General features: G+C 48.4%; 20 protein-coding genes and 1 tRNA gene. 6 read left to right on the top strand and 15 right to left on the bottom strand.

The window, feature by feature from the left end:
• The first annotated feature begins 59 nt into the window (after positions 1 to 59).
• The gene (gene holA, locus FYJ60_RS09825) at positions 60 to 1,037 is read left to right on the top strand and encodes a DNA polymerase III subunit delta (protein ID WP_154458510.1); all 978 of its coding nucleotides are present in this window, start codon (positions 60 to 62) and stop codon (positions 1,035 to 1,037) included.
• Between the two features lie 220 nt (positions 1,038 to 1,257).
• On the opposite strand, the gene rpsT is transcribed toward holA, so the two are convergent.
• The 3 genes from rpsT to FYJ60_RS09810 all read right to left on the bottom strand — a co-directional run bounded on the left by rpsT (position 1,258) and on the right by FYJ60_RS09810 (position 4,874).
• Positions 1,258 to 1,521 (bottom strand): 30S ribosomal protein S20, encoded by a 264-nt coding sequence (gene rpsT, locus FYJ60_RS09820; RefSeq protein WP_154458509.1) that lies wholly within the window; start codon positions 1,519 to 1,521, stop codon positions 1,258 to 1,260.
• Positions 1,522 to 1,609: 88 nt separating this feature from the next.
• Positions 1,610 to 4,207: an FtsX-like permease family protein gene (locus FYJ60_RS09815; RefSeq protein WP_154458508.1), complete on the bottom strand. Its 2,598-nt coding sequence runs from the start codon at positions 4,205 to 4,207 to the stop codon at positions 1,610 to 1,612.
• Entirely contained in the window at positions 4,185 to 4,874 is a 690-nt protein-coding gene (locus tag FYJ60_RS09810) for an ABC transporter ATP-binding protein (protein ID WP_154458507.1), read from the bottom strand. The genes FYJ60_RS09815 and FYJ60_RS09810 overlap by 23 nt, the downstream gene beginning before the upstream one ends.
• A 511-nt stretch (positions 4,875 to 5,385) precedes the next feature.
• Here FYJ60_RS09810 and FYJ60_RS09805 point away from each other — a divergent pair.
• The 3 genes from FYJ60_RS09805 to FYJ60_RS09795 all read left to right on the top strand — a co-directional run bounded on the left by FYJ60_RS09805 (position 5,386) and on the right by FYJ60_RS09795 (position 7,508).
• Positions 5,386 to 6,483, top strand: a complete 1,098-nt coding sequence (locus FYJ60_RS09805; RefSeq protein ID WP_154458506.1) for a uroporphyrinogen decarboxylase family protein — start codon at positions 5,386 to 5,388, stop codon at positions 6,481 to 6,483.
• Positions 6,484 to 6,649: 166 nt separating this feature from the next.
• Positions 6,650 to 6,722, top strand: a tRNA-Val gene (locus FYJ60_RS09800).
• A 219-nt stretch (positions 6,723 to 6,941) separates the two neighbouring features.
• Positions 6,942 to 7,508, top strand: a complete 567-nt coding sequence (locus FYJ60_RS09795) for a biotin transporter BioY (RefSeq protein ID WP_235903385.1) — start codon at positions 6,942 to 6,944, stop codon at positions 7,506 to 7,508.
• 127 nt (positions 7,509 to 7,635) lie between these two features.
• Here the strand turns inward: FYJ60_RS09795 and FYJ60_RS09790 are convergent, their stop codons facing one another.
• Together FYJ60_RS09790 and FYJ60_RS09785 are read right to left on the bottom strand one after the other, a co-directional pair.
• Positions 7,636 to 8,223, bottom strand: coding sequence for a helix-turn-helix transcriptional regulator (locus FYJ60_RS09790; protein WP_205839055.1), 588 nt, complete (start codon positions 8,221 to 8,223; stop codon positions 7,636 to 7,638).
• Between the two features lie 328 nt (positions 8,224 to 8,551).
• The gene (locus FYJ60_RS09785) at positions 8,552 to 9,400 is read right to left on the bottom strand and encodes a DegV family protein (RefSeq protein WP_154458504.1); all 849 of its coding nucleotides are present in this window, start codon (positions 9,398 to 9,400) and stop codon (positions 8,552 to 8,554) included.
• 206 nt (positions 9,401 to 9,606) lie between these two features.
• Here FYJ60_RS09785 and FYJ60_RS09780 point away from each other — a divergent pair, with 206 nt between their 5' ends.
• Positions 9,607 to 10,152, top strand: coding sequence for a DUF1836 domain-containing protein (locus FYJ60_RS09780; protein ID WP_205839054.1), 546 nt, complete (start codon positions 9,607 to 9,609; stop codon positions 10,150 to 10,152).
• Between the two features lie 135 nt (positions 10,153 to 10,287).
• Here FYJ60_RS09780 and FYJ60_RS09775 read toward each other — a convergent pair whose 3' ends face one another.
• On the bottom strand, positions 10,288 to 11,457 hold the full coding sequence (locus tag FYJ60_RS09775) for an MFS transporter (RefSeq protein ID WP_154458502.1): 1,170 nt from the start codon (positions 11,455 to 11,457) through the stop codon (positions 10,288 to 10,290).
• 230 nt (positions 11,458 to 11,687) lie between these two features.
• A complete protein-coding gene (locus FYJ60_RS09770; protein ID WP_154458501.1) occupies positions 11,688 to 12,674 on the bottom strand; it encodes a uroporphyrinogen decarboxylase family protein in 987 nt (328 codons plus the stop codon).
• Positions 12,675 to 13,030: 356 nt separating this feature from the next.
• Between FYJ60_RS09770 and FYJ60_RS09765 the strand changes: the two genes are divergently transcribed.
• The gene (locus FYJ60_RS09765) at positions 13,031 to 14,521 is read left to right on the top strand and encodes a PucR family transcriptional regulator (RefSeq protein WP_205839053.1); all 1,491 of its coding nucleotides are present in this window, start codon (positions 13,031 to 13,033) and stop codon (positions 14,519 to 14,521) included.
• 182 nt (positions 14,522 to 14,703) lie between these two features.
• On the opposite strand, the gene FYJ60_RS09760 is transcribed toward FYJ60_RS09765, so the two are convergent.
• From FYJ60_RS09760 to FYJ60_RS09725, 8 genes are all read right to left on the bottom strand, one after another.
• Positions 14,704 to 15,750 carry a uroporphyrinogen decarboxylase family protein gene (locus FYJ60_RS09760; protein WP_154458499.1) on the bottom strand — a complete coding sequence of 349 codons (1,047 nt, stop codon included), beginning with the start codon at positions 15,748 to 15,750 and terminating at the stop codon, positions 14,704 to 14,706.
• A 217-nt stretch (positions 15,751 to 15,967) separates the two neighbouring features.
• Complete coding sequence (locus FYJ60_RS09755; RefSeq protein ID WP_334296187.1) at positions 15,968 to 17,395, bottom strand: alanine/glycine:cation symporter family protein; 1,428 nt, start codon at positions 17,393 to 17,395, stop codon at positions 15,968 to 15,970.
• A gap of 343 nt (positions 17,396 to 17,738) precedes the next feature.
• Positions 17,739 to 18,281: an NADH peroxidase gene (locus tag FYJ60_RS09750; protein ID WP_154458497.1), complete on the bottom strand. Its 543-nt coding sequence runs from the start codon at positions 18,279 to 18,281 to the stop codon at positions 17,739 to 17,741.
• 181 nt (positions 18,282 to 18,462) lie between these two features.
• A complete protein-coding gene (locus FYJ60_RS09745) occupies positions 18,463 to 18,864 on the bottom strand; it encodes a Fur family transcriptional regulator (RefSeq protein WP_154458496.1) in 402 nt (133 codons plus the stop codon).
• Between the two features lie 272 nt (positions 18,865 to 19,136).
• Positions 19,137 to 20,147 carry a DUF1002 domain-containing protein gene (locus tag FYJ60_RS09740; protein ID WP_154458495.1) on the bottom strand — a complete coding sequence of 337 codons (1,011 nt, stop codon included), beginning with the start codon at positions 20,145 to 20,147 and terminating at the stop codon, positions 19,137 to 19,139.
• Positions 20,148 to 20,316: 169 nt separating this feature from the next.
• Entirely contained in the window at positions 20,317 to 21,228 is a 912-nt protein-coding gene (gene rsmA / locus FYJ60_RS09735; protein WP_330579183.1) for a 16S rRNA (adenine(1518)-N(6)/adenine(1519)-N(6))-dimethyltransferase RsmA, read from the bottom strand.
• The gene (locus FYJ60_RS09730) at positions 21,225 to 23,912 is read right to left on the bottom strand and encodes a hypothetical protein (RefSeq protein WP_154458494.1); all 2,688 of its coding nucleotides are present in this window, start codon (positions 23,910 to 23,912) and stop codon (positions 21,225 to 21,227) included. The genes rsmA and FYJ60_RS09730 overlap by 4 nt, the downstream gene beginning before the upstream one ends.
• Before the next feature lie 267 nt (positions 23,913 to 24,179).
• The gene (locus tag FYJ60_RS09725) at positions 24,180 to 26,642 is read right to left on the bottom strand and encodes a glycogen/starch/alpha-glucan phosphorylase (RefSeq protein ID WP_154458493.1); all 2,463 of its coding nucleotides are present in this window, start codon (positions 26,640 to 26,642) and stop codon (positions 24,180 to 24,182) included.
• Positions 26,643 to 26,698 lie beyond the last annotated feature (56 nt).

Genomic DNA, 26,698 nt, shown 5'->3' with positions numbered 1-26,698 from the left:
GGAAAATCTTCTGTTACCGGCTCGCTGTATTCTGCCGGAATCTTGCAGGAAAGGAATCCATGAAAGCGCTGACCGAAGACATAAAAACCGGAAATTTCCGCCCCGTATATCTGCTTTACGGAGAAGAAAACTATCTGAAAGCTCTTTACCGCGACAAGCTTGTGCACGCGCTGATCCCGGAAAGCGACAGCATGAATTTTACCCGGTACGAGGAAAAAGAAGCCGTTCCGGATCAGATCATCGCCCAGGCGGAAACCCTTCCTTTTTTTGCGGACCGCAGGGTGATCCTCCTGGAAAACACAGGGATGTTCAAAAGCAAAAGTGACCAGATGGCCGATTATCTCAAAGAGCTTCCGGACTATCTGGTTCTTATCTTTGAAGAGGACGAGATTGACAAACGGAACCGTCTCTATAAGGCGGTGCAGAAATACGGACGCGTTACAGAATTCGCCCCACAGAATACCGATGTGCTGATCCGGTGGGTCTATGGGAAGCTGAAAAAAGAAGAGAAAAAAATAACGCAGAAGGATATGGAATACTTCCTTACCGTTACCGGAACCGACATGGCTAATATCAGTTCGGAACTGGAAAAACTGCTGTCCTACACCATGGGACGCCCTGTCATTACACGGGAGGATATTGATGCCATCTGCACCCCCCAGATCAGCAACCGCATTTTTGACATGCTGCAGGCCGTCACGGAACACCGGCAGAAACAGGCCATGAACCTCTACTACGACCTGCTTGCCCTGAAGGAGCCCCCGATGCGGATTCTCTATCTCCTGACCCGGCAGTACAACCAGCTTCTTCTGATCAAAATTATGCAGAAGGATGGCATGTCCTCCAGGGATATTGCCCCGAAAGTCGGACTTCCCCCTTTTGTGGTCAACAAATATACCGGTCTCTGCCGCCGCTTCAGCGAACAGCAGCTGCGTGACATCATCGAAACCTGCACCCGGTCCGAGACCGATGTGAAAACCGGCCATCTGAACGACGAGCTGAGCGTGGAGCTGCTGCTCACCCGGCTGAGCAGGTAAATGATCCATGCTTTAACAGCATTTTTTAAAACCAGGACACGCCTATCCCTACATAGACAACTCCGACAACCATGGAAACAGCTAGTTCAACAGGCGCGGTACCAATGCAATACGCGTAAAAAAAGAAGCCGTGAATGTGGGTTCATTCACGGCTCCGGATTTTTGTTATTTGCGTTTTCTGCCGGCCGACGACTGCCTGCAGGAAACAGCGGCTGTCTTATTACTGAATAGAGTTGACAGCTTTGCTCAGACGGGAAACTTTTCTGGAAGCATTGTTCTTATGGTAAATGCCCTTGGACGCAGCCTTGCTGATTGCAGAAATGGAATCTGTCAGAGCGCTCTGTGCAGCTTCCTTGTTTCCTTCTGCCACTGCAGCCTCTACCTTCTTGATAGAAGTTTTAACGGCGGATTTAGCGGCCTGATTTCTGGCAGCTTTTTTCTCGCTTACAAGGATTCTTTTCTTTGCGGATTTAATGTTAGCCAAACTGTTCACCTCCTGTTAGACTTATAATATCTGACACGTGAACTTTACAGGACTGACACAATTTCCCTTTTGAACACGCTCAATTATCTTATTCCATCCGCCCTGTTTTGTCAATAAAAAAGTGAGTTTCGGACAGGTAATTTCGCGTAATTTTGCACGAAATCTGGCTGATTACCGGAGGCAGCAAAACACTTATTGTAAAGAATACAGCGAGCAAAAGAAGGAAAATATGGGCAGGGAAGGCAAATTCAAAATAGGGAATTTCCTTCTTTACCAATTTTCCTATAAAAAAGATCAGATATATTCCCACTGTAGATAACAGCGACGCTAGAATCGCAAAGTAAATCAGTCCTTCCATCACGAAAGCTTTTATCATTTCTTTATGAGTGACTCCAAGATATCGCAGGAGAATATGCTCCTGCCTGTCACGAATATATTCCGTTAATAACGTATTGAGAAAGACAATGATTCCCAACAGGAAAAACAGAACGCTTATCCCAGTCATTGTGATCCGGCTAACCATAATATAATTCTGATTTTCTGCAATTAAATCTGTCTTTGCTATACACTCCAGAAGATCAATATTGGATAATCCTTTTTGTATCTCATACTGATAGTTTTCATCCTTGAGCCACTTATCCAGTATCTCTTTTGTCTTATCTTCTGGATGGTTGACCGTATTGAAACTGACAGATATTGTCTGTTCCTGCATAAACGAGCCCAACCAATGATAAGTGTCTGGTGACACCGCCAGAATGACAACGTTCTCGCAATCCCATGCAAACGGGATTTCCGGAAAATTTTTATCAGCAGCTTCTGCATAACCGCAAACGGACAGCTGTGCTGATTGATATTCCTCCGGCTCGGCGCCATACGGTAATGTATCGTATACAGTGAAAGTTCTTCCCATATTTGAACTGACAGCTGGATCGAAATTGCTGTAAAGCATATTTTTACTGACAATAACTGCGCCGTGATGCTCCAACAAGTCCTTTTCATTTATTTTTCTTCCAGCATTTTTTTCGTAAGAACATAAATTTCTTAATGTACTATGATCCAAAGGCTGAACGATGATCTGTGTGTCATTTTTCAGATTGATTGTTCCAAACACACTATTCTGATCTGTGTCCAAACTGGGAAAATAGCCTTTTATACAACTGATATTCCTGATCGAATCATGCAGCTTTTCACTTAAGTCATTCACCATAGCTGCAGAAAACAGCCGGTTTTCTTTGCCCTCCGACAGATTTTCTCTCATATTGGAGCATGCATTCTTTGAAACATTGACCCGGAAATCCGGAAGGGAGGAAAATGCCTTTTCATAATCTGCACCTGCAGCTAAGGAAAAGGCTGCCAGAACTGTTTCACATCCCAAAAACAGAAAGATGACAGAAAAAATAAATGTCTTTTTCCCTTTCGACAAAAACATCCGTGATAAATGAAGCGGTATATTTTTTATACTTTGTACTTTTAGCAGCTTTACTGGCTTGTCCGTTTTTCCGGTATTTTCATAATATGAAGTTGAAACCAGCGGCGGAATAGAAGAAACCTTTTTACAAGCAGCTGAGATCGGAAAAATGACAGATAACAAGACAGTAAAAAAAACGAAACCGCAAATCAAGGCATCCGATTTCCCATCAAAAATAAACAGAATAGCATGATGATTATGGGCAGCTAACCGGTTACTTACAAACATAATAACATAGGCTGATAGTTCGCTAAGCAGCACTGGCCAAAGACAAATATTTAGTTCGTCCTTCTTTATTACAGAAGCGATTTGTTTATCCGTAACTCCCAATATCTTCATCAGTCCCCAAAATCGAATACTCTCTTTATACGTGGCACGAATAATCTGGCTGATGAAAAATATCATAACGCTGCACATAATGAAAAATGAGACAAAGGCCAATATGACATTGCCGGATAAATGTACCAGAGATGTATAAAGCGGAGATTCCGCATATACAACTTGAACATTTTTGTCTGATACCATTTGAGATATTATTTTCCGGCTTTCATCTGTATTTAAGATAGGATTTGCAAACTCAACAAGAAGTGCGCAGGGATAATCATTGATACCGCTTTCAGTTTTTGCTTCTTCCGACATATATACGGTTGATGTGTCAGCCATGCCATCATAATAACCGGATAATGTAAAAGTCTTTTCCCCCGTATTCTGCAGCCGAAAGAGATCATTCCAATAAAAATCGGCAGAAACGGGCATTCCAATCTCAGGATGATTGATCCCCATGTATCTTAATGTTTCTACGGAAAGCAATATCTCTTTATCATCTGCAGGATAAGCGCCTCTAAAAGATGTAAACGAAGGCCGTATCATATTCTGAAACGTCTCTGCATCTGAAAAAACGCATGTAGCAAAGACCTGTTCATTATCTGTAAATTTCCCTAAATCATAAATTTTCCCAATTTTCTTGATATGAAATGAGCTGGAAAGTGATGAAACTATCTCCGCACCTGCATTTTCCACTTTTGCCTCTGCGGTATTCCCATGCTCCTGCACAATTCTGACCTCGGAACTAATGACATTTGACACGGAGAATTTTAGCAGAAAAGTCAGCAAAAAAACGCCGACTATTATTGTTCCTTTCAAAAATCGGCGGTATGATTTGTTTTTATTCTTGTGTGCGATATCTATCAGATCATCATATTCTTCGTTCTTCTGCAACGATTTTACCGTCCTCTATATACAAAATCCGATCTGTAAGCGACGCAAACTCTTCATTATGTGTTGCCATGAGAACTGACATCTTGCTTTGAACCACAGCATTTCTGAGTAATTGAATAATAGCCCTGCCATTGATAGAATCCAGGCTTCCCGTAGGCTCATCCGCAAGCAGCAAAGACGGCTTTGCAAGCATAGCCCGTGCAATCGCAACCCTCTGCTGCTGGCCTCCTGATAATTCAGACGGCATCTCCGTTAATTTATCCTCTATGCCCAGCTGTTTTGCGATTTTTTGCGCTTCCGAGGCTGCAACATTCCCCTTTGACAGCTGAGCGGAAAAACATATATTTTGAAATACACTTAACGAGGGGATAAGATTATAATTTTGAAAAACAAATCCGATATTTTCTCTTCTGAAGATTGTTCGTTCTTCGTCGCGCATGGAATCAAAACGGATGTTGTTAAAAATAACAGAACCGGAAGTCGGTGTAATTAACCCGCCAATAGCGTTCAAAAGAGTAGTTTTGCCACTCCCGGAAACGCCAACCAGGGACACGAACTCACCTCTTTGAACCGCCAGATCAACATGATCCAAAGCCCGTAAGAAACTCGTTCCACACAAAAAATCTACAATTAATGATCTGGTTTCTACAAGAATATTATTGTCCATATAATATCTTACCCAAAGTATACTTTGCTTCTCTATTCGGGAATTTTAATGGTAAAATTTCCATTTCTCAGGGCCTCAAATGACTGCACTCCAACCGGAAGTTTTCGTTTGTCCGCCATATCCACTTCTCCCACATCATCGCTTAATTGTTACGCTGAATAGTTATGTCTATTATACATTTTTGTAAGAATGGCTGCAATGTGTACAGGTCTTTATGAAATAGATGATATAGATGATATAGATGTTTATCATTCTACTGCCTGGATAACATCTGTATACTTCTTTTTCATGAATCATAAGTCTCTGCACAATTTTATGTCCTTATATTCATTCTTATTTTGTGCGCCCTATCTCTTCTTTTGAGATGTTTTCGCCTCTATAATTTTTTATAGAATTCCTGTTCGGCTTCAAAACGGAAGATTGTTTTCAGCATTCCGGGAAGCTGTTTCAGCAGGAACACAAGCGGAAAACCGGCAGAAAGCACTTTATTTTACGAAAAGGAGGAGGCAGAATGGCAGTCGGAAAATTTATGCAGCGGGCATCAGAGCGAGACTATTCAAAGCACTGGGCAATTCCGGGTACTTTTCCCTGGATAATCCAGCAGCCCAAACCACCAATTACAGACCGTCCGATCCGTGTAAAGGACAATTATATTCGGGCCGTCAAGGGCGAACAGCCTTACTGGATTCCCTGCTATTTCTATGAATCAAACACCATATGGCCGGATGCCATAGAGGAACATCCGGTTCCGGAGAAAAGCGGGTATGATTGGTGGGGCGTTAACTGGGAAATGGTAGACAGCATCAATGGCATGATTACCAAACCGGGAACAAGAACCATCTCTGACTTTTCTAAATGGAAGGAAGAGTTGGAATGGCCGGACATTTCCCAGGTGGATTTTGAGGCAGACGGAAAAAAGATCCAGAAAGACCTGGATCCGGACAGAGTTCACATTTACCAGTGTACGGAAGGAATTTTTGAACGTCTGCATGAGATGATCCCTTTTGCGGAGTCATTGATGGCATTTTATGAAGAGCCGGAGCTTCTGGCTGAATTTTTTAATAAAATGGCTGATTACAAAATTGAAACTACCCAAAAGGTTTTTGATTACTACGGCCGGGTAGACGGCGTTTTGTATCATGACGACTGGGGAACCGAAAGAGCCGGGTTCTTCTCGAATGAAATGTTTGACGAGCAGCTTCTCCCCTATGAGAAAAAGTTCCTGAAGGATTTTGTAAAAAAGAGCGGACGTTTTGTCGAACTCCATTCCTGCGGAAGAAACGGACAGTATCTGCCTGAAATGATCGAGATGGGTGTCGATTACTGGAATCCGCAGCACCGGGCAAACGACTATGACGAGCTTTTTGAGAAATGGAACACCAAAATGTCCTTTGCCTTTGATATTGACATTCCACACGGCGCAGATGAAAAAGAAATCCGCAGACGGGTGCGTGATTTTGTCGACCATTTTGGCGGCAACGGAAGAATTCTGGCAAGCATTATGACTGATTTTACAGATCCCAGGCAGACGGATATAGCCAGAGATGAGCTCTATCACTATTCCCTGGAATATTACAACAAGCTGTACCACAGAAACAGCGATCATTGATTCTTCCAGTTGCTGCGTGTATTCTGCTGCGGGGAATTGCTTTCTTCCCGCAGCAGAATGTGTCCGGTGAACTTCCGGCCAGACGATCCAAGGCTGTAAAATATTCCGAAAATTTTTGGGTGGAAAATTTCCAAACTGTGTGTTATAATTTTGATTCACAGGGTATGGAACGTTAGCTCAGCTGGGAGAGCGTCTGATTCACGTTCAGAAGGTCACAGGTTCGAGCCCTGCACGTTCCACAGATGCCGGGAATTTCTAAGATGAAGTTCCCGGCGTTTTTCATTCTCTCTGATCAGGTTCCCGCATAGATATTAATCAGTCGTTTAATAGTTGTCACCCTGTTTTTATTTTATGGTTGACAATATCTTCCCCTCCTCTTATAATCGGAACGTACGGAACGAACTCTTCCGGAGTTTGTTCCGACTGCCAATGATTCCTTATCAGGAGGTTTTGTTTCCATGAGTTCATCTTCTGCAGCAGCATCCGAAAACACACAGAAAAAAATAACGACCAAAAAACTGGTGACAATGGCTATGTTTGCGGCTATCCTATGTATCTCTGCTTATATCAGCATACCGCTGCCGCTGCCGGGCGCACCGCACATTACGATGCTTAATTTCGTCATTCTGCTGATTGCCCTGCTGTTTTCTTCCGGGGAAAGTTTTTTGATTATTCTTGTGTGGCTGGTTCTTGGAATTCTCGGACTTCCTGTTTTCATCGGCGGAGGAGCCGGCATCGGCTATCTGATGACTCCCTATGGGGGATATACGCTTGTATTTCCGCTGATCGGGCTTCTTCTCCCGGTTCTCAGGGGAAAAACTTACCACCGGTTCCGGTACACGATTGCCGCAGTTGCCGGTGCCCTGCTGATTGACCTGATCGGTATGTTCTGGCTGATGGCAGCGTCTCACTACAGTCTGGAGACTGGTTTTCTGACAGGCTTCCTGCCGTTTCTTCCGCTGGATCTACTGAAATCCGTGATTGCGGCGCAGATCGTACCTGCTTTCCGAAGAATCATGAAGTGATAATCTCCGGCAACAAAAGACCTGCCGATAAGAAAAAAAATTAAGAAATATAAGAATCCGGACATTCTCTTTCATGCAGAATAAAACACAAAAGAGACATGCCCGGTTTTTTTGTCCCGCATCACCTTCATGCAGTCAGGTATCCGACCAGTTCCCAGCGGGAGGAGATATGAAGTTTACGGTAAAGATTCTGGAGGTGCTTCTGTAACGTATGCTCCGTTATATGCAGTGCGTCGCAGATGCAGGAATTTGCATCTCCCCGGAACATCATCTCCAGCACTTCCCTCTCCCTGGGAGTCAGATGAACCTGGCTGTTTATTCTGGTAATGGCGTGATCTACAATCTCCTGGGAAGTATCTCTGCAGAGATGGCGGTAAAAGATCTGTTCCAGATGTGGTTCCATGGAGCGAAGCAGAAATCTTTCCGCATCCGTAAATTTTCCCTTCTTTCTCAAACGGTAAAGCCGGACCTGGGCAAGAGGCTGATCCTTATGGCATATCTTCAGCTCCAGTTCATCAAACAGCAATTCCGACAGATACGGCTCCCTGTCATTCAGATCCGGATCTCCCGCATAGAGAACCTGCACGTCGGCATACTGATAGGGAATCAGTTTCTGAAGAGAGCCCAGTAATTCCTGCTTGACGCTTTCCACATCACATTGTTCGTACAGGCCGCAGATCATAGTATTGTAGGTTCTGAACATAGCGATTTCCATAATGAACTCCTTTCCCTGCCAGACAGCCGGAAGCCGGTATCCTTGTGTCCATATAATTGCCGGTCCGGAAGTGAACGCCTTTTGGTGTGCAGACGCGTTACAATTCATAATTCCTTAATCCGTTTTTCCGAAACCGGAATAAAAAAAGAGACACCTCCCTCGAAAGGAAAATGCCTCTTTGCACCTAATGCTGAAATTGTATCAGGTTTTCTAATTAAATTCCAGTACGTTTTTCATTTTTGACGGTTTGACGAAAAAACAAAAAAGACAGATGCCCCTGTCTTGTAAAAAGCAGAAACATCTGTTTGTATAAATAAAACAACTTTTTTCAAAGAGGAAATACCAGCAGCCCGATCAGTCCCGGTCCTGTATTTACCGCAAGCGAGGCATTGATCTGATTGCAGTAGATACATTCTCCCTGAGGAAGCCGCTCCCTGACCATCTCCAGTATCTGTTTTCCGCCCTCTTCATCATTCCCGTTCAGAACGGAGACCCAGCATTTTCTGCCGCCTGCCGCAGCAGCTGCCTCTTCCAGTAATTTGGATTTCGCCTGTCTGGAGCCCCGGACTTTTGCCACCGTATAATAGACGCCCTCCGGATCGCAGGAAATGATTGGCTTCATGTGAAGGACATTGGCAATCATATAGGTGACATTCCCGATCCGTCCGCCTTTCTTCAGATATTCCAGGGAATCCATGTAAAACATTAAATGCGAATCTTCTCTTTTTTCCTCCAGGCGCTGGCAGATTTCACGGAAAGGAATCCCTTTCTGAACAAGATCTGCCGCATAAACGGCATAGACCCCGCTCCCGAAGGAGATATCCTTGGTATTGTAGACAAAGGTATCCAGACCCTCCACTTCTTCCGCGGCACTCCGGACAGTATTCACCGTACCGCTCAAATGATCGGAAACATTGATGGAAATGCAATGTGTATATCCCTCTTCCTTCAGGCCCTCCAGAAACTTCTGCACTTCCCCGAAGGACGGCATGGAAGTTGTCGGGATTTCCCTGGGAAAACGCTGATAAACCATTTTGGGATCAATATCTACTCCATCCTCATACTCTCCTTCCGGATAAATGATATGGACAGGGATAACACGAATATTGTATTTTTTCTGCAATTCCTGCCCGACATCACAGCATGAATCTGCGACCACAATAATTTTTTCCTGCATTTTTTCTCCCTCAGTCCGCAGACCGTACTTCTCCCAGGATAATCATTCAGAGAGTACACTGCTGCCCTGCAGACATGTAATGATTTGATAAAAACATCCGGGTAATATATAATAATCATAATAGTTTTCCAAATATCCCTTGTCAAGATATTAAAAAACCTATATAAAGCTTTTATTTTTTTGAAAACAGGATGGAGAATAACCATATGGCTGATGCACATGCAGAAAAAATAATACTGGCCCTGGAAAATTTTCAGATGCCCGCCTATGCGGAGATCCCGGACGTCGGGCTTTACTTGAAGCAGGTAGTGAAATATATCAACGGATATCTGGATCCGGTGCTATCGGAGTCTCTGACTATTTCGATGGTCAGCAATTATGTAAAGCAGAAGCTGATTCCCAACCCGGTTCACAAGATGTACCTGCGGGACCAGATTGCTTTTCTTTTTTATATCTCGATATCCAAATGTGTGCTTTCCCTCGATGAAATCCGCTTTCTCCTGCAGATCAGCCAGAAAAAGCATACCGCCGAATACGCCTATGAACTCTTCCGAAGCCAGCTGGAAGCAGCGCTTCATCACATTGTAAGAGAAGGTGATCCAATTCCGGCAGCCGGAAGCGAGGATTCGGAGGAACGCATTCTGCTGAGGAATACAGTGATCACCATCTCACACAAAATATATATGGATCAGTATTTTTATTACTCCCAGCTGATCGAGAAGGAGCGTGAGCAGTCCAACACCGCAAAATGATAAACACCGGCTCTCGATCTATTGGGAATATCATTTTCTTTCCCTGCAGCCGGATCATCCCGTTCCTTCTGCGTCTGTGCCTAAAAAAAGCTCCCGTGGACGGGAGCTTTTTTTCTAACCATCTTTAGAGTCATCTTACTTTTTCTCTTTGAACGGACTTGCAAAGATAAAGATAACGGCGACCACAAAATCAAAGACGAATCCGATTACGATCATCGGAAGGATGAAATTGTCGGCTCCGAAAATCTTCATCAGAAGAGAATTATACGGAGATGCTACAAACCCTCCCAGATTCATGCAGGCCAGGATCAGAGAAGAAGCCATGGCGACGGTGCTCGGAGGAGTAGCCATTCCCATCCATGCCATGAAAGCAGGGAAGAACGTGGAGAAGCCGAAGCCTACAATCATCAGGCCCGCCGTCATAACCGGCATGGTTTCCCCGAAAAAGACAAGCAGGAACCCCAGTCCGCAGAGAGCCATTCCAATGGAAATAATAAACCGCTTTGCCACTTTGAAAATATGACCGAATACAAACCCGGCCACAACGCCGGCCACCGTATAAAGAGAAAGAGCAGTTGCCGCAACGGCCGGACCGCCCGCGTTTCTCTGAACGAACAGGGTGGACATATTCAGCATAATCGGAAATGCAAACAGATTATACACAAAAATGAGAAGCGCAATCAAATAAATGGATTTGCCCATCGGCTCCTTTTTCCCGCTTTGGGAGGTGACCTCCGCTGCAGGCGGCTCCGGAAGGAAGAGTGCCATCACGACTGCTACAATCAGGAGCGCATGTCCCCAGAAGACCAGCTGCCACCCTCTGTCACCAGTCCCGGCCAGAACGCCTCCCAGTATCTGCAGAATTATTCCTCCGGCATTCATAAACAGCGTGCCATAGCCCAGAAGATTTGCCTGTTTCTGTCCCTTGTACAGGCCGACAATCAGAGCATTTCCGAGGGGTGCCAGAAGTCCTGCTCCCAGTCCTAAAACAGCACGGCAGACCAGTGTCAGCTCAAAGTTGTCAAAAAACGCCGGGGCTATCCCTCCGATCAGCGCAATGATGCTGGCCATAATTGCCAGTGTCCTGTATTTTATTTTCTTTCCCATGATGGAACCGGCGATAAAGGTACCGATTACGATAAACAGCGTCGGAAGCGTAGATATATAAGAAATATACTCCGCCTTATCCGGCCAGTGCTCCATAAACGTAGCCATGGCAGGCGTCACAATGGTAATTGCCATGGAAACAAAATACAGCGTCATAATAGAAGCCAGATTTAATCCGCTGACTTTTTTCTCTTCCATGAGTCTTTCCTCCTCTTTTGAAAAACACAGATCAACAGTTTCTTTTTTCTGTACCGTACGGAATTTCTTTGTTTATCTTAACCTCTTTCCTATACAGCGGGAATGTCCTGTCGGCACAATCTTTGCAGTTCCTGCCGCACCGAAAATTGTGCGCAGACTCCCCCAATCCGCCCGGCCAATGTAGACCGGACGTCCTGACGGATATCTGCCACATGCTTTTTAGCCCACGTTCATGTAACAGGGTGCTCCTGCGCATATCTTCTTCCGTATTTTTCCAGCTCATCACGGTAGATTTTGTTATTCCATTCCCGGAAGCAGACGCCGTTCGGGATGGACGGATAGAACCGTCCGGCAGGACAGTATTCGTCAAACGCCCTTCTGACTTCCTGCCGGATTGCCTCTTCCGAGATGCCGTCGATATCAATGGCAGGGCCGTCCACCCCGCCGACCATGGCAAGTTTGCCCTCCGTAATCTGCTGGATTTTTACAATGTCATTCTGCGCAATGACTCCCTGCCAGATATCAATGCCAAGATCTACCATGTCGGTCACCAGAGGCTGACAGATACAGTCTGCGTGGTGCATGTAAATCATGCCGCAGTCATGAATAGCGTCGGAAATTTCCTGCTGAAGCGGTTTAATGATGTCTCTCCAGACAGTCGGAGGCAGAAAAACATTCTGCTTGGAGCCCCAGTCATCGTGATAGAAAATAATATCCGGGTGAACCTTTTCCGTCATCTGTCTGATGTAGGCGATTTTATAGTCCTTGATGACAGACAGCAGTTCTTTCATCTCGTCCGGGTATTCCAGATAATCCATCAGGGCATTTTCCATTCCCAGAAGAAAATGCGACCTCTCAAACAGTCCTCCGCCGAACATAATCCCGACAAATTTCTCTTTCCGGTCAACACCCTCGGCCACTTTCTGCGCCGGTCCCCAGTCCAGATTCTCCAGAGACGGAACCTTTACATAGCGGTCCCAGTTTTCAATATCCTTAACGACCACATTTTCCGGCGTGATATACGGATGAGGCCCAGGAGCGCCCGGTTTCCATTCATAGGGGACTCCCCAGGAGTCCGGATGAATTTTCCCATCCTGCGGCGGAAGATCCCCCATCAGCACCGGATCCGGAAGCAGCACAATCGCATCCATCAAATCCCCGTAGTAATCCGGCTGCTCTCTGTTGTAAACCGCCATTGCATTTTCCCTTGGTGTCATTATCTCCGCCTCCTTTTAATTATCCTTTTGCTAAAACTGTCAGAGTATGCTTGCGCCGTGAAGTTCACCGCCCACCGGCGGAAAGACTCTCCATGGCTCTTCACTTTTACCGCTGTAATCATCATTGTAAGAAAGACATCCGCTCTGCGACAGATGCCCACAGCACAATTCTCGCGCTTCTCCTTTTTGAAATTTTGTGCCCGCTGCAAAATGCCAAAGGAAAGTTTTTACCGATGCAAAAAAATGTTATAATAAGTCCAGCCTGTTTCCGGAACACATATTACTCCAAGAGCCTGACCGAAGTTGTCTGCCGGACAGCAGCTGTCCGGAAAATAAGAAACGTCAGGAGGATCCAAATGAAACTAAGCATGTGGATGATTGCCAATCGGCTCTCTCCTTTAATGGATTTGAAAACCAATATCAGCGCCGACGCCAGACCGGTTTTGAACAGTGCCCGTCTTGTGTACTCCACAAACTGTGTCCATGTCTATCAGGAGCAGGATTATGTTGTCTGCAGCGGGGAAGGCGATTCGATCTATCTGTATGGAGTCACCGAGAAAGAGGCCTTTGAAATCATCCAGGGCGTCTTCGACTACTTTCAGGACTGGGAAGCTGATCTGCAGGCTTTTATCCGCAAAAACGACTTCCAGAAGATTGTGAATTCCTGCGAAATCCTGATACAGAACCCGATGGATATCCAGGACGCAAACAATAAGCTTCTGGCCATCAGCCGACATCCCGACCCCGCCGCGGTGGATCCGGAGTGGCTGTACATGAGCCGTTACGGCTATTCTTCCCTGAATGCCATAAAAGCTCTCGACCTTTCCCAGAGCAATACCGATTTTACCCGGCACGGAGTGCAGCCCTTTTCTCCGGCGGACAGCTCCGGTCTGCGGCACGGAGGCATCTCCTACTGCCTGCAGTACAACGGAATCGACTGCGGCCGGATGACTATACTGGAAATGTTGCGTCCGATAAATCCTGGCGATTACCAGCTGCTTGATAAAATCGCCCAGCTGCTGGAACCGGTCATGGGAAATGCCGTCCTGTCCGACCACTCCCCCTCCCACTTCAACGCCCTGTACAGCCTGGTCTTTCAAAAATCCTATGATGTCCGGGAACTTCAGCTTCAGCTTGCCTACCAGCAGTGGACGGAAGGTGATGATTTTCAGATGCTGCTGATCCAGCCGGATTATCTGCAGAATTCCTACCGGTCCGTAGAAATTCTTTACAGTATCCTGCTGCATAATCTGCCCAGCTGTGTGATTTTCCGCAAAGATCCGTATATCCTTGTCCTTTCCAACCAGCTGCTGGAAAAGCGGCAGAATCTTCTGGATTTCCTGGGCACTCTGCACGAAAACAATAAAATACGGGCAGCCTTCAGCATTGGCGCAAAGGGGACTGCGGAAATTCCATGGATGGTGCGTCAGTGTCTGTTTGCCATGAAGGCGGCGGAATCGGAAAATACAGAGAACTGGCTTTTCTATTTCGAGAAATACGCGGTTGACTACATGCTTTTCCACGCAAGGGGCAATGAGCAGATTCACGCCTGTCATCCAATGGTCCGCAGGCTCTGGGATGAGAAGGAAAAGAATGAAGACGAGCTGTTTAAGACTCTGATGATCTATCTGGACAACGAGCGCTCTGTCAATAAAACGTCGGCAGCGCTGTTTACCCACCGCAACACCGTTATGTACCGGATCCGCAAACTTCAGGAAACCTATTCCCTGAACCTGGATGATCCCGGTACAAGGTACTATCTGCGTCTTTCCATGCAGGTTCTCGCCTCTCCTGTCCGACAAAGCACGCAGTTCTTTTCCGGACCGCCGCTGAACTCAAATATGTAACAGGAGCTTTTCTGGCCGGAACAGCCAGAGCCTTATCCTGTCAGCCGCAGACCCAATGGCGGAGACGTAAAAGACAGAAGGGCTACCGCCTCCTGCCGTCGGGAATATTCCTTCCGGATATTTTTCGACGATGCAACAGACAGCAGCCCTTTTTTGTTTTATTTCAAAAACTTATTTTTTCCTCAGAACATAATCTGGATCGGCTCTCTGGCGGCTTCCAGCTGTTCCTGTGTGAATCCGTATTTCTCTGTATTGATCTTATCGATAATATCAGACATGCTCTTATAGACACCCGGATAGACAGAACCCGGTCCACCCTGGGCGATGCAGGGGATAAAGTACTTTGTCCCGTCTTCCGCCAGTGTTTTGCGGATAACCGCTTCATTGTTTTCCTCTGTCCATCCGTCAAAATCCACCAGGTGGTTCTCAATTCCGCCCATGAAGGTTATCTTTCCCTGGGTTTCCTTCAGCAGCTTCGGGATATCATTCGTGGAGAAGCATCCCTGCCACACATTGATTCCCATCTCGATCATGTCCGGAACCAGTGTCGCGGCATAGCTGTCAGAATGATGGAATACATATTTTACTCCGTGATCATGATAGTATCCGTAAATCTGCTTATAGGGCTCTACAAAGAATTCCTCGAACATGGCCGGGCTCATGAAGGTGCTCTTCTGGCTGCCCCAGTCGTCATGATGGAAAATGGCTTCCGGATGCAGATGATCGCAGATTCCCTCCGCGATGCGGAGCTCAAACTCCGTCAGCATTTTAATCATGTCGTGCAGCTCATCCGGAGACTCATACATAGCCATCAGCGTATCATCGATTTTGCACATATGGTGGCACTGCTCGAAAAGGCCGGGCGCAACAAAGGTTGCCTTCATCGCCTTGTCGCCTACCGCGTCGTACATTTCCTGGCATTTTCCCCACTCTTCGTCTGTAAAGTTTGTATCCGGCACCTTTACATAGTCCTGCCAGTGATCGATATCCTTTACCAGAACATGTTCTTCATCCTGCACCGGGAATCCGCCGGGAGTATTCGCAGGGAAAGCATTATAAACGCCCCATGCATTCGGTATGGCATCCTTTACCTCGGTTCCTTTCGGGACAAGGGGAGAACGGAACAAAAACGGATGAAACAGAAGGGCAATTCCCTCATACTGGTTGACAATCCTGTCCGGTTTTCCGCCTTCAATGGTTTCTATCATATTCTCTCTGGCTGTTAACATAAAACACACCTCCGCTTTCTTTCATTTTCCCGGTCTGCCCGGTATCCTGCTTTTCACATTCCAAAGGGCAGTCCATCTGAACCTATACTTAGACTATAAAAATTCCCCCTGTCCTTTTCCATGTCCGCACGGCACAAAAAAAGAGTGGACAGGCCACTCTTTTTTGTGCTTTGCATTCACGAAGGTTCTCGATTCTAAGCGAAATTTACAGCAATTTTCAGGACTCCTTCTGTTCCGCAGTCTTCGCGCGCTTCTTTTTCCCGTGCGCCGACTCATAATCCTTCAGCGCCCGGATCACATCTCCGGACATCGGCCAGAGAGCGATGACATTAAAGATGGTCATCAGGCCGATTCCCACGTCTCCCAAATCCCAGACTGTCGTATATGCGGCAAGGCCCCCGATAAAAAGCATGATCAGGGCCAGAATCTTGTACAGATACTGCGGAAGCCAGCGGTCGCCGAACAGGTAGGCCACGTTTGGTCTTGCATAGAACAAAATGCCCAGAAAGGTGGAAAAGCTGAAAAGCCAGAGAACAACCGCCACAAAAATCACACCGAACTCTCCCATGTGATAATGCATGGCCGCCTGCAGAAGATCCATGCCCTCTGTCCCGGCGGTTTCCGACGCAGGAGTGATCAGGATGATAAAAGCCGTGCAGCTGCAGATGACAATCGTGTCGATAAAAACGCCGAAGGCCTGGGTCAGACCGATTTTTACCGGATGATCCGAGGCAGCCGCGGCAGCCGCGCAGGGGGCAGACCCGCTCCCCGCCTCATTGGAGAACAGCCCTCTTTTCACACCGTTCATCATGACTGTCCCAAATCCGCCCGCCGCCACCTGCCTGAACCCGAAGGCTTCTGTAAAAATACGGGCAAAGACAGAGGGAAGTGCCTGAATATTCATCAGGACCAGGACAATCGTGATCAGGAAATACATGCCCGCCATGACCGGCACCATGATGTCCAGGACACGCACGGTCGCATTTTTCCGCAGCACAATCACTGCCGCAATAATAACCAGGGCAATCGTTGTGTACAGCGGCGGAATCTGGAAGGCGCGGTGAAAAGCGGAGGATACAGAATTACTGATTACCTGGCTGATACCGCACCAGCAGATCAGGCCGGAAATGGCAAATAAAACAGCAATGATGCTGCGTCTCCGTTTCTTCCGATAGACATGCTGTTCCATAAAATCATGGATATAATAAGCAGGGCCTCCTCGGTATCCGCCGTACAGCGGATCCTTTTGCTTATGCTGCTGAGCTAAAACCCCTTCCGCAAAGGCGGTAGACTGTCCGATTATGGCAGTCACCCACATCCAAAAAACCGCCCCTGCCCCTCCGGCGGAAATCGCCGCAACGACACCGGCCAGGTTTCCCATTCCCACGCGGGTTGCGGTAGAGACAATCAGCGACTGGAGGCCGGAAATTGCCCCCTTTTCTTCTTTTTTCGGGTCAAGAGAAACCTTCAGTATTTCCCGGCCCATCCGGACAGGAAGAACACGGGTCCTTACCGTATAAAAAATGCCGGTAGGAATCAGAATGAGAACCAGAAGCGGAAGTCCGAGTTCACTGCCACCCGGAAGCGGAATGGTAACCAGGTTTCCCCACAGAAAACGATAAACAGCTTCAATCAGTGAAATAATAAAATTCAAAACAATCCTTCTCCCCCATCATTTTTTCCAGCCTGCCGCGGCACAGATTCCGGCTTTTCCCAAAATATCCATACCGGACAGGCACCTGCCAAGTATACCAGATATCTGTATCTTTTGGAACAGCCGCGCCGCCTCTTCTGCACGAAACCTCTGTATGAAAACACCAGTCAGACGCAGCAAAAAACAGCACGGAAAAAGGCCGCCGCCTTATGCCTGAACCCGGTACCCTTTCGGATATGGATGATGCATAAAGTGACAGCCTTTTCTGTTGTTCTAAATAGTTACAGCGCCAGGAAGTATGCTGTAATTGCAGCTTGGCAGCCGGTTCTCTGGATTATTCAAAATATCTCTTCAGAAGTCCCTCGAACGCTTTTCCGTGGCGGGCCTCGTCACGAGCCATTTCGTGAACGGTGTCATGGATAGCATCCAGATTTGCTGCCTTTGCGCGCTTTGCCAGATCTGTTTTTCCGGCAGTTGCGCCATTTTCAGCCTCTACACGCATCTGAAGGTTCTTCTTTGTGCTGTCGGTAATAACCTCACCGAGAAGCTCTGCAAATTTTGCCGCGTGCTCTGCCTCTTCATGGGCGGCTTTCTCATAATAAAGGCCAACCTCCGGATAGCCTTCGCGGAAAGCTACACGGGACATAGCAAGATACATGCCAACCTCAGAGCACTCACCTGTAAAGTTTGCGCGCAGATCTTCCTTAATATCTTCCGGTACGTCGGAGGCAATTCCTACTACATGCTCGGATGCCCAGGACAGGTCATCGGTAACCTCTACAAATTTCTCTGCAGGAGCTCCGCAGGTCGGGCATTTCTCCGGCGGATTCTCACCCTCAACAACAGCGCCGCAAACCAGACATCTCCATTTTTTCATCGTACATACCACCTTTCATACATTTTTTCATTTTATTTTAGTTTTTATATTATCTGTCCTGAAATACGGAATCCGCAAAACTTTTTTCCGTTAAGACAGCTAATATGCAGGTTATTTACCCGGTATAAATCGGGCGTTTTCCGCGCCTTCTGCCAGCTCCGGGCGGGCTGGAACGCGGAAATTACTCCGACACTGCCTCTGCGTCCCTGCATTCTCTGCAGTAACCGTAAAAATAGATATTGCAGGAATCTACAGAAACGTCCGCCTTGCTTTCCGCGTCCCGGATCAGATCCGAACTGTCAAAATCTTCCAGATCAATAATCTTTCCGCACTTTCTGCAGATAAAATGATTATGAGGAGCGACCTGTCCGTCAAAATGCTCCGGTCCGGAGAGTCCGGTCAGCTTCCGTATCTCTCCTAATTCCGCCAGCAGTGTCAAATTCCGATAAACTGTACCAAGGCTTATGCGGGGATATCCTTTCCGGATATCTTCATAAATCATATCTGCGGTCGGATGGTCAGTGCGGTGCCGGAGATTCTCACGAATGTAATCTCTCTGGCGGCTGTGTTTTAATTCTGCCATCTGTAACACCTCTGATAATCTCTAAAATTAATATTAAGAACTATTCTTAATTTATGTGCCCAGTATAACCCCGGAATACGTACCTGTCAACCCTTTTTTTATCTTTTCAAGCCAGCTTCCCAGGTCAACATAAAAACAGCAATCCGTGAATATCTCTTCCCTCTTCCTGCCGCCGTGTAACAGATACTGTCGGATCCCCATAGAAAAAAGGCAAAGCGGATGAATGTATCACCTGCGCCCTGCCTCTGCTTTATTTACATATCTGTTTCTGTTTATGACAGCCCCTTCAGCCAGCTCTGAAACTGTTTAATGTAATCCATCAGCCTGTCAAATATCGTCATGGAATCCGTTTTGTTCAAGCCGATGTTAATTCCATGGGAAGCCAGCTTGTCATACAGAGAGGATGCCTGGTTTTTCAGCTCATCTGTGTTCAGATTCAGGCCGGCAAACTTCCTCATCAGGTCCCGAATCTCTCCTTTTCCCTGATCGGTAAGCGTAATGCCCAGCTTCTGGCAGGCCTCATCAATGATTTGATTCAATGCGTCATCCGAAAGATTCTCACTGGCGGAAGAAGTACCTGCGTCCTGACCGGAACTTCCGGAAGAATCTGTGCTTTCCGCAGCGTTTCTGTCCGCCACGGCGCCTTTCACGGCAGCGATCAGCTCGGATGCTTTTAAGGGATCCTTGATCTCCTCCGCAATTTTTCCTGTTGTCACCAGCTCATCCGCGGCCGTGTTAACATTTTCCGCTTTCAGCGCCTCTCCTGTCATCTTGGAATAGGCTTCTGTCATCCCGACCAGCGCGGCTGTTCCCGTCACATCAAAAGGCGCCGCCACGGCAACCTCCGCATTCTGCACTCCTGCAGTAGCCAGCGCATTCTGGTACATCTCAGAAGTGCAGTAGGTAATATTCTGTGTTGTCACCTGTATCCCGTAGCCGTCTCCTTTCGCGGTTACACGCGAACTGGAGTAAGACGCGTCGCCGATCACACTGGTGTCCAGATAGGAATCCAGATACTTGTGCTCCTCTTCGTTAGTCACGGTGACAACGGTATCCTTCGCAAGATCTTCTTCCGTCAGTCCGAGAAACCCCAGTACAACAGCCTTCTGGTCATCGGTAAGGTCTGCCCCCAGAGAAACACAGGTCGAACCCTCCGTTACAGACGCGCGGGCGTCTCCGACCGCATCTGCGCGGACGGAAAGCGGAAACGCCATGGTTCCTGCCGCAAGCCCCATGCAAAGAGCCAGTACTGGTCCGATTTTTCTTCTATTGCTGCAAATCATGATTTCTCCTCTTTTCCTGAACTTTAAATCGTATAGACTCTCTCTGAAAAAACGTATACGCTGCGTGTCATATCATATAAGCATAGGAAACCGGCAGCGGTCCGGATGTTTCATGAGAATACAAATGCAGGAATGATTGACGAAGTACAAAGCACCTGGCTATCCGTAATTAAACTTCTGGTTCCCCAGCCACAGCATGGCCACTTTCCTGACAGCTGCACAGCGCATCGGTAAGCGCGGCAAACTGATGGATGTCCAGTGCTTCCCCCCTGACATTTTCCGGAAAACCGCAGACGGCAATCGCCTCCTGTATCTGTTCTCTGGTAAAGGACAGCCCCCGGGCGTTTTTCAAGCTGTTCAGCAGGGTTTTTCTCCTCTGTTCAAAAGAAGCATGGACAACCTGGAAAAACAGCTGCTCATTTGCAGCCGCCACGGCACGTTCTGCCCGTTTTTCCAGAGAGATGACTGCGCTTCCCACGTTCGGGCGCGGGATAAAGCAATTTGGCGGAACCGTGGCAGCCGGATGCGGGACCGTATAATACTGCACCGCAACGGAAAGCGCGCCGTATTCCTTGGTTCCCGGCTCAGCCCGCATACGGTCCGCCACTTCCTTCTGTACCATGACGGTAATGGAGGTAAACGGCACTTCCTTTTCCATCAGTCCCATCAGGATCGGTGTCGTAATGTAGTACGGCAGGTTAGCCACCACCTTGACGGGCTTCCCTTCATTCTGATCCCGGACCAGCGCGTGAAGATCCATCTTCAGAATATCGTTATGAATCACCGTCACATTGTCCCAGCCTTTCAGGGTTTCCTGAAGAACCGGGATCAGCGCGTCGTCGATCTCCACCGCGTAAACTTTTTTTGCCTGAAAAGCAAGATATTGGGTCAGGGTTCCAATCCCCGGCCCAATCTCCAGCACGCAGTCCTCCGGACCGATGTCCGCGGCTGCGGTAATCTTCCTCAGCACACGGGGATCAATCAGGAAATTCTGCCCGTATCTCTTCTGAAAATGAAATCCGTATTTTTTCAGGACTTCTGTCGTTGCGGCTGGTGTTCCCAGCCATGGTTCCTTTTTCACTGCTCAAAATCCTTTTCGTGAAGGATAAGAATTTTATCCTTTCCGGAGGAACGTTTGGTGCGTTTTTTCCCTCTGGTGGCGTGATGAATGGCGTCATCCATAATTTCCTTGACCTTTGCCACCGTCATAGGCTCATTTTCCTTCTGATTGTTCCCAATCAGCGTGTACAGGGCCAGAATGCCCATGTCGTCCATGCGGCAGTCGTTCTCCGACGCATAGGTTCTCGCGAAGGTCACAAGCTCGTCATTGGTAAACACCGGTATGTTGATTACCTTTTCAAACTTCGCCGCAAAGGAAGGATGCTTTTTCAGGAAAGCCCGCATGTTAGTCTTTTCGTCTTCGATGATCAGGATCATGCAGTCTGTCCGGAATTCCATCGCCTGATTCAGCTTGGACAGCGTATCCGATGTCATCAGGCTGACGTCCTCGATAATCAGAAAACCGCCGGACATTTTGCTGACAACGGCCACCGGATCTTTATGGTTCATATCCGCACCGGAGATTCTGGCAACCTTTGCCGCCTCCAGCCCCATATCCTGACACATGGTAAGCACCAGCCCGCGGGAAAGCCTGGACTTTCCGCTGCCCGCGGCACCCATGACAGCAATGTTTCCATGCAGGGAGGTTCTCTCTCCGGCATGCGTGTACACGCCGTTCAGGGCCTCCAGAATCTGCGCGTCCATGCCCGGAAGCCTGGCGAAGTAGGTAAATACCTTCCTCTGCTCCTCGCTCATCCGGGTCGGCTTTGCCTTATTCAGAATCCGGATTCTTCTCTCCTCCGGTGTCTCCTCGCTCAGAATCTGATCCAGGGAAATCGGAACGGTATTCTCGCCGACCTCACTTAACGTGATAGTTCTGGATCTTCTCTCTTCCGGCGTCGGTTCCGGATCCGGAACCTCCAGCCCCTCGATGTAGTGAGGCGTCCTTTTCGGTGTCTCAGATGCCGGTACACGGTCAAAGACGGTGTTCTGAATGGCTCTTGTCAGCTGCTCCTCCGGTGTCAGGGGAGCCTCCTTCTGCTGCTTCTGTCCGGACGGAGCGCTGTCTCTGCCGGTTCCCTCTTCCTCTGCAGATGGAGCCTGCGCGGCAGTCTGACCTGCTTCCGCTTTGTCTCCAGTCGGAGCCGCCGCGGCTGCCTGACCTGCCGTCTCTTTGTCCACGGAAGAAACCGCTGCGGATACAGCAGATTTTTCCTTCGGTTTTTCCATCACAACAGGGCCGGTGGAACCAAAGCGGTCTGAATTACTTTCTTCATCCGTCTTTTCTTCCGCTGCCTGCGTCTCCGCCTGCCGACTGTTTTCAGCTGCTTCCTGCGCCTCCGCTTTCGGGATGCTTTCAGCCTTCACCTGCAGCTCCGTCTTCTGGCTGCTCTCTGCCGCGGATTCTTCCGTCCGCGGTGTCTGCTCCGGACTTTCCTTGCCCATCCGCATGGCGGCTTCCGTGCTTCTCTCAATGGCAGCTTCCAGATCGGTCTCCGTATCTCCCGGATAAGAAGTCTTCATCTCGCTGGGATAGCTGTCAATATCGATATCTGTGGTCTGGTGCTCCGGCTCCAGATCTTTTATTACATGCAGCGGCGCGGTCTCCTCTCCGGCCTCCGGCGCGGTATTTTTCACGGGCTCCGTCACATCATCCGGCTCCTCTGTAAAGCCTCCGAAAACATCCCGCAGGCCGTGAACCAGGCGGTTCTTGAAATCGCCCGCACCGGTGCGGAAGCGTTCTCCCGCGGTAAGCCCGTCTCTTTCCCTGTCCTCCTCCTGGTAAACAGTTTTTCCTGAATATTCAGAATCCGGGCCGGAAACCTCTGTGCCGACGTCCTCCGGCTCTACTTCTGTACCGCTCTCCGGACTCTCCTCCGGCTCCTCTTCCGCAGGAGCCGCACCGGAGGATGCCTGCTCTTCGGACGGCTCCGCCTCTGCTTGAGCCTGTTCCACATGAATGGCCCTTGTGGCATCTCTGGATGCTTCTTTTTCTACGGTATAGATTTCCGGCTGCGTGTAGGTAACTTTCTCCGGTTCCGGTTCGTCTCCGGCACCGCCGTCCTCCTCCCCGGTCTCCGGATGGAGAGCCTGGATGCGCAGTCTGTCATAGATTGCCTTCTGGGAGGTGGTCAGCGGCTCATATTCCATCTTCAGCTCCATGGCCTTGCGGACATACGTTCCCTCACTGAACCACAGAATCAGATCGTCGCAGGCATCCACACATTTCTGTGTTTCCCCTGCCCTTGCGTAAAGCTTTGCAAGCTCAAACGCCCAGCGCTCTGTGTACTCCCGTTCCCGGTACTCCTCCAGAACGGCAATCTGCGCGTCAAGCGGGGCATTTTTCGCCCTGTACAGCTTGTACTGAAGAATGCAGCGGGAATTATCATTCTGCGCGACCTTCGAGAATTCCTGAAAATAGCGCTCTGCCCCATTCAGATCGTTTAATTTCAGGCTGACTTCTGTAAGCCGGTACAGGATATTTCTGCCGATCGAAGAACGGCTGTACGCGATTTTAAGAACATCCAGCTCTCTGTCGTACTCCTGATTTCTGTCAAAGACATCGGCAACCATATTTAACGTCCGGATGCTCTTGACCCTGCGCCAGTCCACCTGGTCAACAAGCTCCAGCGCATGCCGGTAATCCTTTTTCTGCACGGATTCCGTCAGCTCTTCCAGAATCCGGTGATATTCTGCTTTATCCAAGGTATTTCCTCCCTTGTTTCATACTCCCCTTATTTATATGATGTTGGGTTCAAAAGGTATTTTGCCCCCAAATGATACCCTCGGATTGCTTCATTGCTTCGCAATTCCCGCAATCCTCCCACCATTCGCAATCTCGCAGAATCCTTACAAAACAAGGATTCTGCTTCTTGCTCATGTCGGGGCGGGTCCCAACGTCAAACGCCTTTTCGTGCAGGCACGAAGGCGTTAAGACCTTTTGACCCTGGTATCATTATATCCCTAACAGAATTATTTCACAACGATTCTGTCGCACTTCCAGATATCATCCACATACTGCTGAATGGTACGGTCGGAGCTGAACTTTCCACTGCACGCTGTATTCAGCATGGCGCTTTTTGCCCAGGCTTCCTCATTGCGGTATTTCGCCTCTACGCGTTCCTGGGCTGCCGCGTAGGATTTGAAATCGGCCAGGATGAAATACACATCTGCTCTGTTTCCGTTCTGCGGATACAAAAGCGAATTGTAGATATCCCGGAACAGATTCATGTCCCCGTTGGAATACATGCCGTTGATCAGCTGCATCAATACCTGGCGGATATCCGGATCGTTGTTAAAGTACTGCATGGGATCGTATCCGCCGTCCCGCTCGTACCGGATGACTTCTTCCGCGGAGAGGCCGAAGATAAACGCGTTTTCTTCTCCGACTTCCTGCACAATCTCCACGTTTGCCCCATCCATGGTGCCAAGGGTGAGGGCGCCGTTCAGCATGAATTTCATGTTGCTGGTGCCGGATGCCTCCTTGCTGGCCGTGGAAATCTGCTCGGACACGTCTGCCGCCGAAAAGATCAGCTCGGCGTTGCTCACACGATAGTCCTCAATAAAGACAATCTTGATTTTATTCTTGATGGAAGCGTCATGGTTGATAACGTCCGCGACGCTGTTAATCAGTTTAATGATCATCTTTGCCCGCTCGTAGCCCGCGCTGGCCTTCGCGCCGAAAATAAAGGTCCGGGGATAGAACGGCATTTCCGGATGCTCTTTGATTTTGTTGTAAAGGTACATGACATGGAGGATATTCAGCAGCTGGCGTTTATACTCATGCAGCCGTTTCACCTGCACGTCAAAGATTGACCGGGGATCTACCTCGATGCCGTTATGCTCCTGAATATATTTTGCCAGACGCACCTTGTTCTGGTACTTGATATTCATGAACTCCGCCTGCGCCTTTTCATCGTCCGCGTAGACCTTCAGGCCGCTGATCCGGGGCAGATCGGTAATCCAGTCCTTCCCCACATGGTCGGTAACCCATTTGGCAAGAAGGGGATTGCCGTGCAGCAGAAACCTCCGCTGCGTAATGCCATTTGTCTTGTTGCTGAATTTCTCCGGCATCATCTCATAGAAATCGTGCAGCTCCCGTTTTTCCAAAATCTCCGTATGGAGCTGGGCGACGCCGTTAACGGAAAAGCCTCCGACAATCGCCATGTTTGCCATGCGGACTCTCCCGTCATAGATGATCGCCATGCTGGCGATTTTATTTTCCTGGTTCGGGTACTGCCGGCGCACTCTCTCGCAGAACCGGCGGTTGATTTCCTCTACAATCTGATAAATTCTGGGAAGCAGGCGGCTGAACAGCTCAATCGGCCATTTCTCCAGTGCCTCCGCCATGATCGTATGATTGGTATAGGCGCAGCACTGTGTCGTAATGGCCCATGCCTCATCCCATTCCAGCTTTTTCTCGTCCAGAAGGATTCGCATAAGCTCCGGCACTGCCAGCGTCGGGTGGGTATCATTCATATGGAAGCAGACCTTTTCCGGAAGCTTATGGATATCCAGCCCGTATTTTTCAAACTTTTTGATAGCCGTCTGAATCGTGGCGGATACAAAGAAATACTGCTGTTTGAGCCGCAGCTCCTTGCCTGCCATGTGATTGTCGTTCGGATAGAGGACTTCTGTGATGGTACGCGCCAGGTTTTCCTGCTCGACCGCCTTCCGGTAATCCCCCTTGTCGAAGGAATCCAGGGAGAAATCATTGATCGCCTCTGCGTCCCAGATACGCAGGGTATTCACCACATGATTATTGTAGCCGACAACCGGAAGATCATAGGGAACCGCAAGCACAGACTGATACCCCTTCTGATGGAAGAAGGTACGGCCTGTTTTCTCGTCGTAATCCGCCTCTACATATCCGCCGAACCGGATCTCTTTCGCGTATTCCGGGCGTTTCAGCTCAAAGGGATAGGCGCCGTCCTTCAGCCAGTTGTCCGGCGTCTCCACCTGGTAGCCGTCCTTGATTTTCTGGGCAAACATCCCATAGTGATAGCGGATTCCGCAGCCGTAGGCCGCGTATCCGAGCGTAGAGAGGGAATCCAGGAAACAGGCGGCAAGCCTTCCGAGTCCTCCGTTTCCAAGAGCCGGATCCCTCTCTTCGTCCTCCACCGCGTTCAGGTCAATGCCCAGTTCATCCAGCGCCTTCTTCACCTCGTCGTAAGCGGTCAGGGCAAGCAGGTTGTTGCCGAGATAGCGTCCCGTCAGAAACTCCATCGACATGTAGTACACGATTTTCGGCTTCTGCTCTTTCATCACCTGCTGGGTCTTCATCCAGTCATCGATGATGACGTCCTTCACCACGTAGCACACAGCCTGATAGACCTGGTGGGCCGAGGCATCTTCCAGGGTGGTCCGGAACAGCAGCCTGACAGCATCTCTTAATTCTTTCTTGAAATTTTCCTTTTTGAATTCCGGATTCAGCATATGTTCCTGTCCTTTCCGGGGTATCTTCCGCCCCAGTGCCTGATCTTCTGTGCCGC

Source organism: Bilifractor porci (assembly GCF_009696005.1).
GTDB classification, from domain to species: Bacteria; Bacillota; Clostridia; order Lachnospirales; family Lachnospiraceae; genus Bilifractor; species Bilifractor porci.
This window is presented reverse-complemented; position numbering and strand designations above follow the sequence as displayed.

Bases quoted from the DNA above. Each gene is read 5' to 3' on its own strand.
- holA (WP_154458510.1), top strand. From the start codon at position 60: ATGAAAGCGCTGACCGAAGACATAAAAACCGGAAATTTCCGCCCCGTA.
- FYJ60_RS09810 (WP_154458507.1), bottom strand. From the start codon at position 4,874: ATGGACAATAATATTCTTGTAGAAACCAGATCATTAATTGTAGATTTT.
- FYJ60_RS09805 (WP_154458506.1), top strand. From the start codon at position 5,386: ATGGCAGTCGGAAAATTTATGCAGCGGGCATCAGAGCGAGACTATTCA.
- FYJ60_RS09795 (WP_235903385.1), top strand. From the start codon at position 6,942: ATGAGTTCATCTTCTGCAGCAGCATCCGAAAACACACAGAAAAAAATA.
- FYJ60_RS09790 (WP_205839055.1), bottom strand. From the start codon at position 8,223: ATGGAAATCGCTATGTTCAGAACCTACAATACTATGATCTGCGGCCTG.
- FYJ60_RS09785 (WP_154458504.1), bottom strand. From the start codon at position 9,400: ATGCAGGAAAAAATTATTGTGGTCGCAGATTCATGCTGTGATGTCGGG.
- FYJ60_RS09780 (WP_205839054.1), top strand. From the start codon at position 9,607: ATGGCTGATGCACATGCAGAAAAAATAATACTGGCCCTGGAAAATTTT.
- FYJ60_RS09775 (WP_154458502.1), bottom strand. From the start codon at position 11,457: ATGGAAGAGAAAAAAGTCAGCGGATTAAATCTGGCTTCTATTATGACG.
- FYJ60_RS09770 (WP_154458501.1), bottom strand. From the start codon at position 12,674: ATGACACCAAGGGAAAATGCAATGGCGGTTTACAACAGAGAGCAGCCG.
- FYJ60_RS09765 (WP_205839053.1), top strand. From the start codon at position 13,031: ATGAAACTAAGCATGTGGATGATTGCCAATCGGCTCTCTCCTTTAATG.
- FYJ60_RS09760 (WP_154458499.1), bottom strand. From the start codon at position 15,750: ATGTTAACAGCCAGAGAGAATATGATAGAAACCATTGAAGGCGGAAAA.
- FYJ60_RS09750 (WP_154458497.1), bottom strand. From the start codon at position 18,281: ATGAAAAAATGGAGATGTCTGGTTTGCGGCGCTGTTGTTGAGGGTGAG.
- FYJ60_RS09745 (WP_154458496.1), bottom strand. From the start codon at position 18,864: ATGGCAGAATTAAAACACAGCCGCCAGAGAGATTACATTCGTGAGAAT.
- FYJ60_RS09740 (WP_154458495.1), bottom strand. From the start codon at position 20,147: ATGATTTGCAGCAATAGAAGAAAAATCGGACCAGTACTGGCTCTTTGC.
- FYJ60_RS09725 (WP_154458493.1), bottom strand. From the start codon at position 26,642: ATGCTGAATCCGGAATTCAAAAAGGAAAATTTCAAGAAAGAATTAAGA.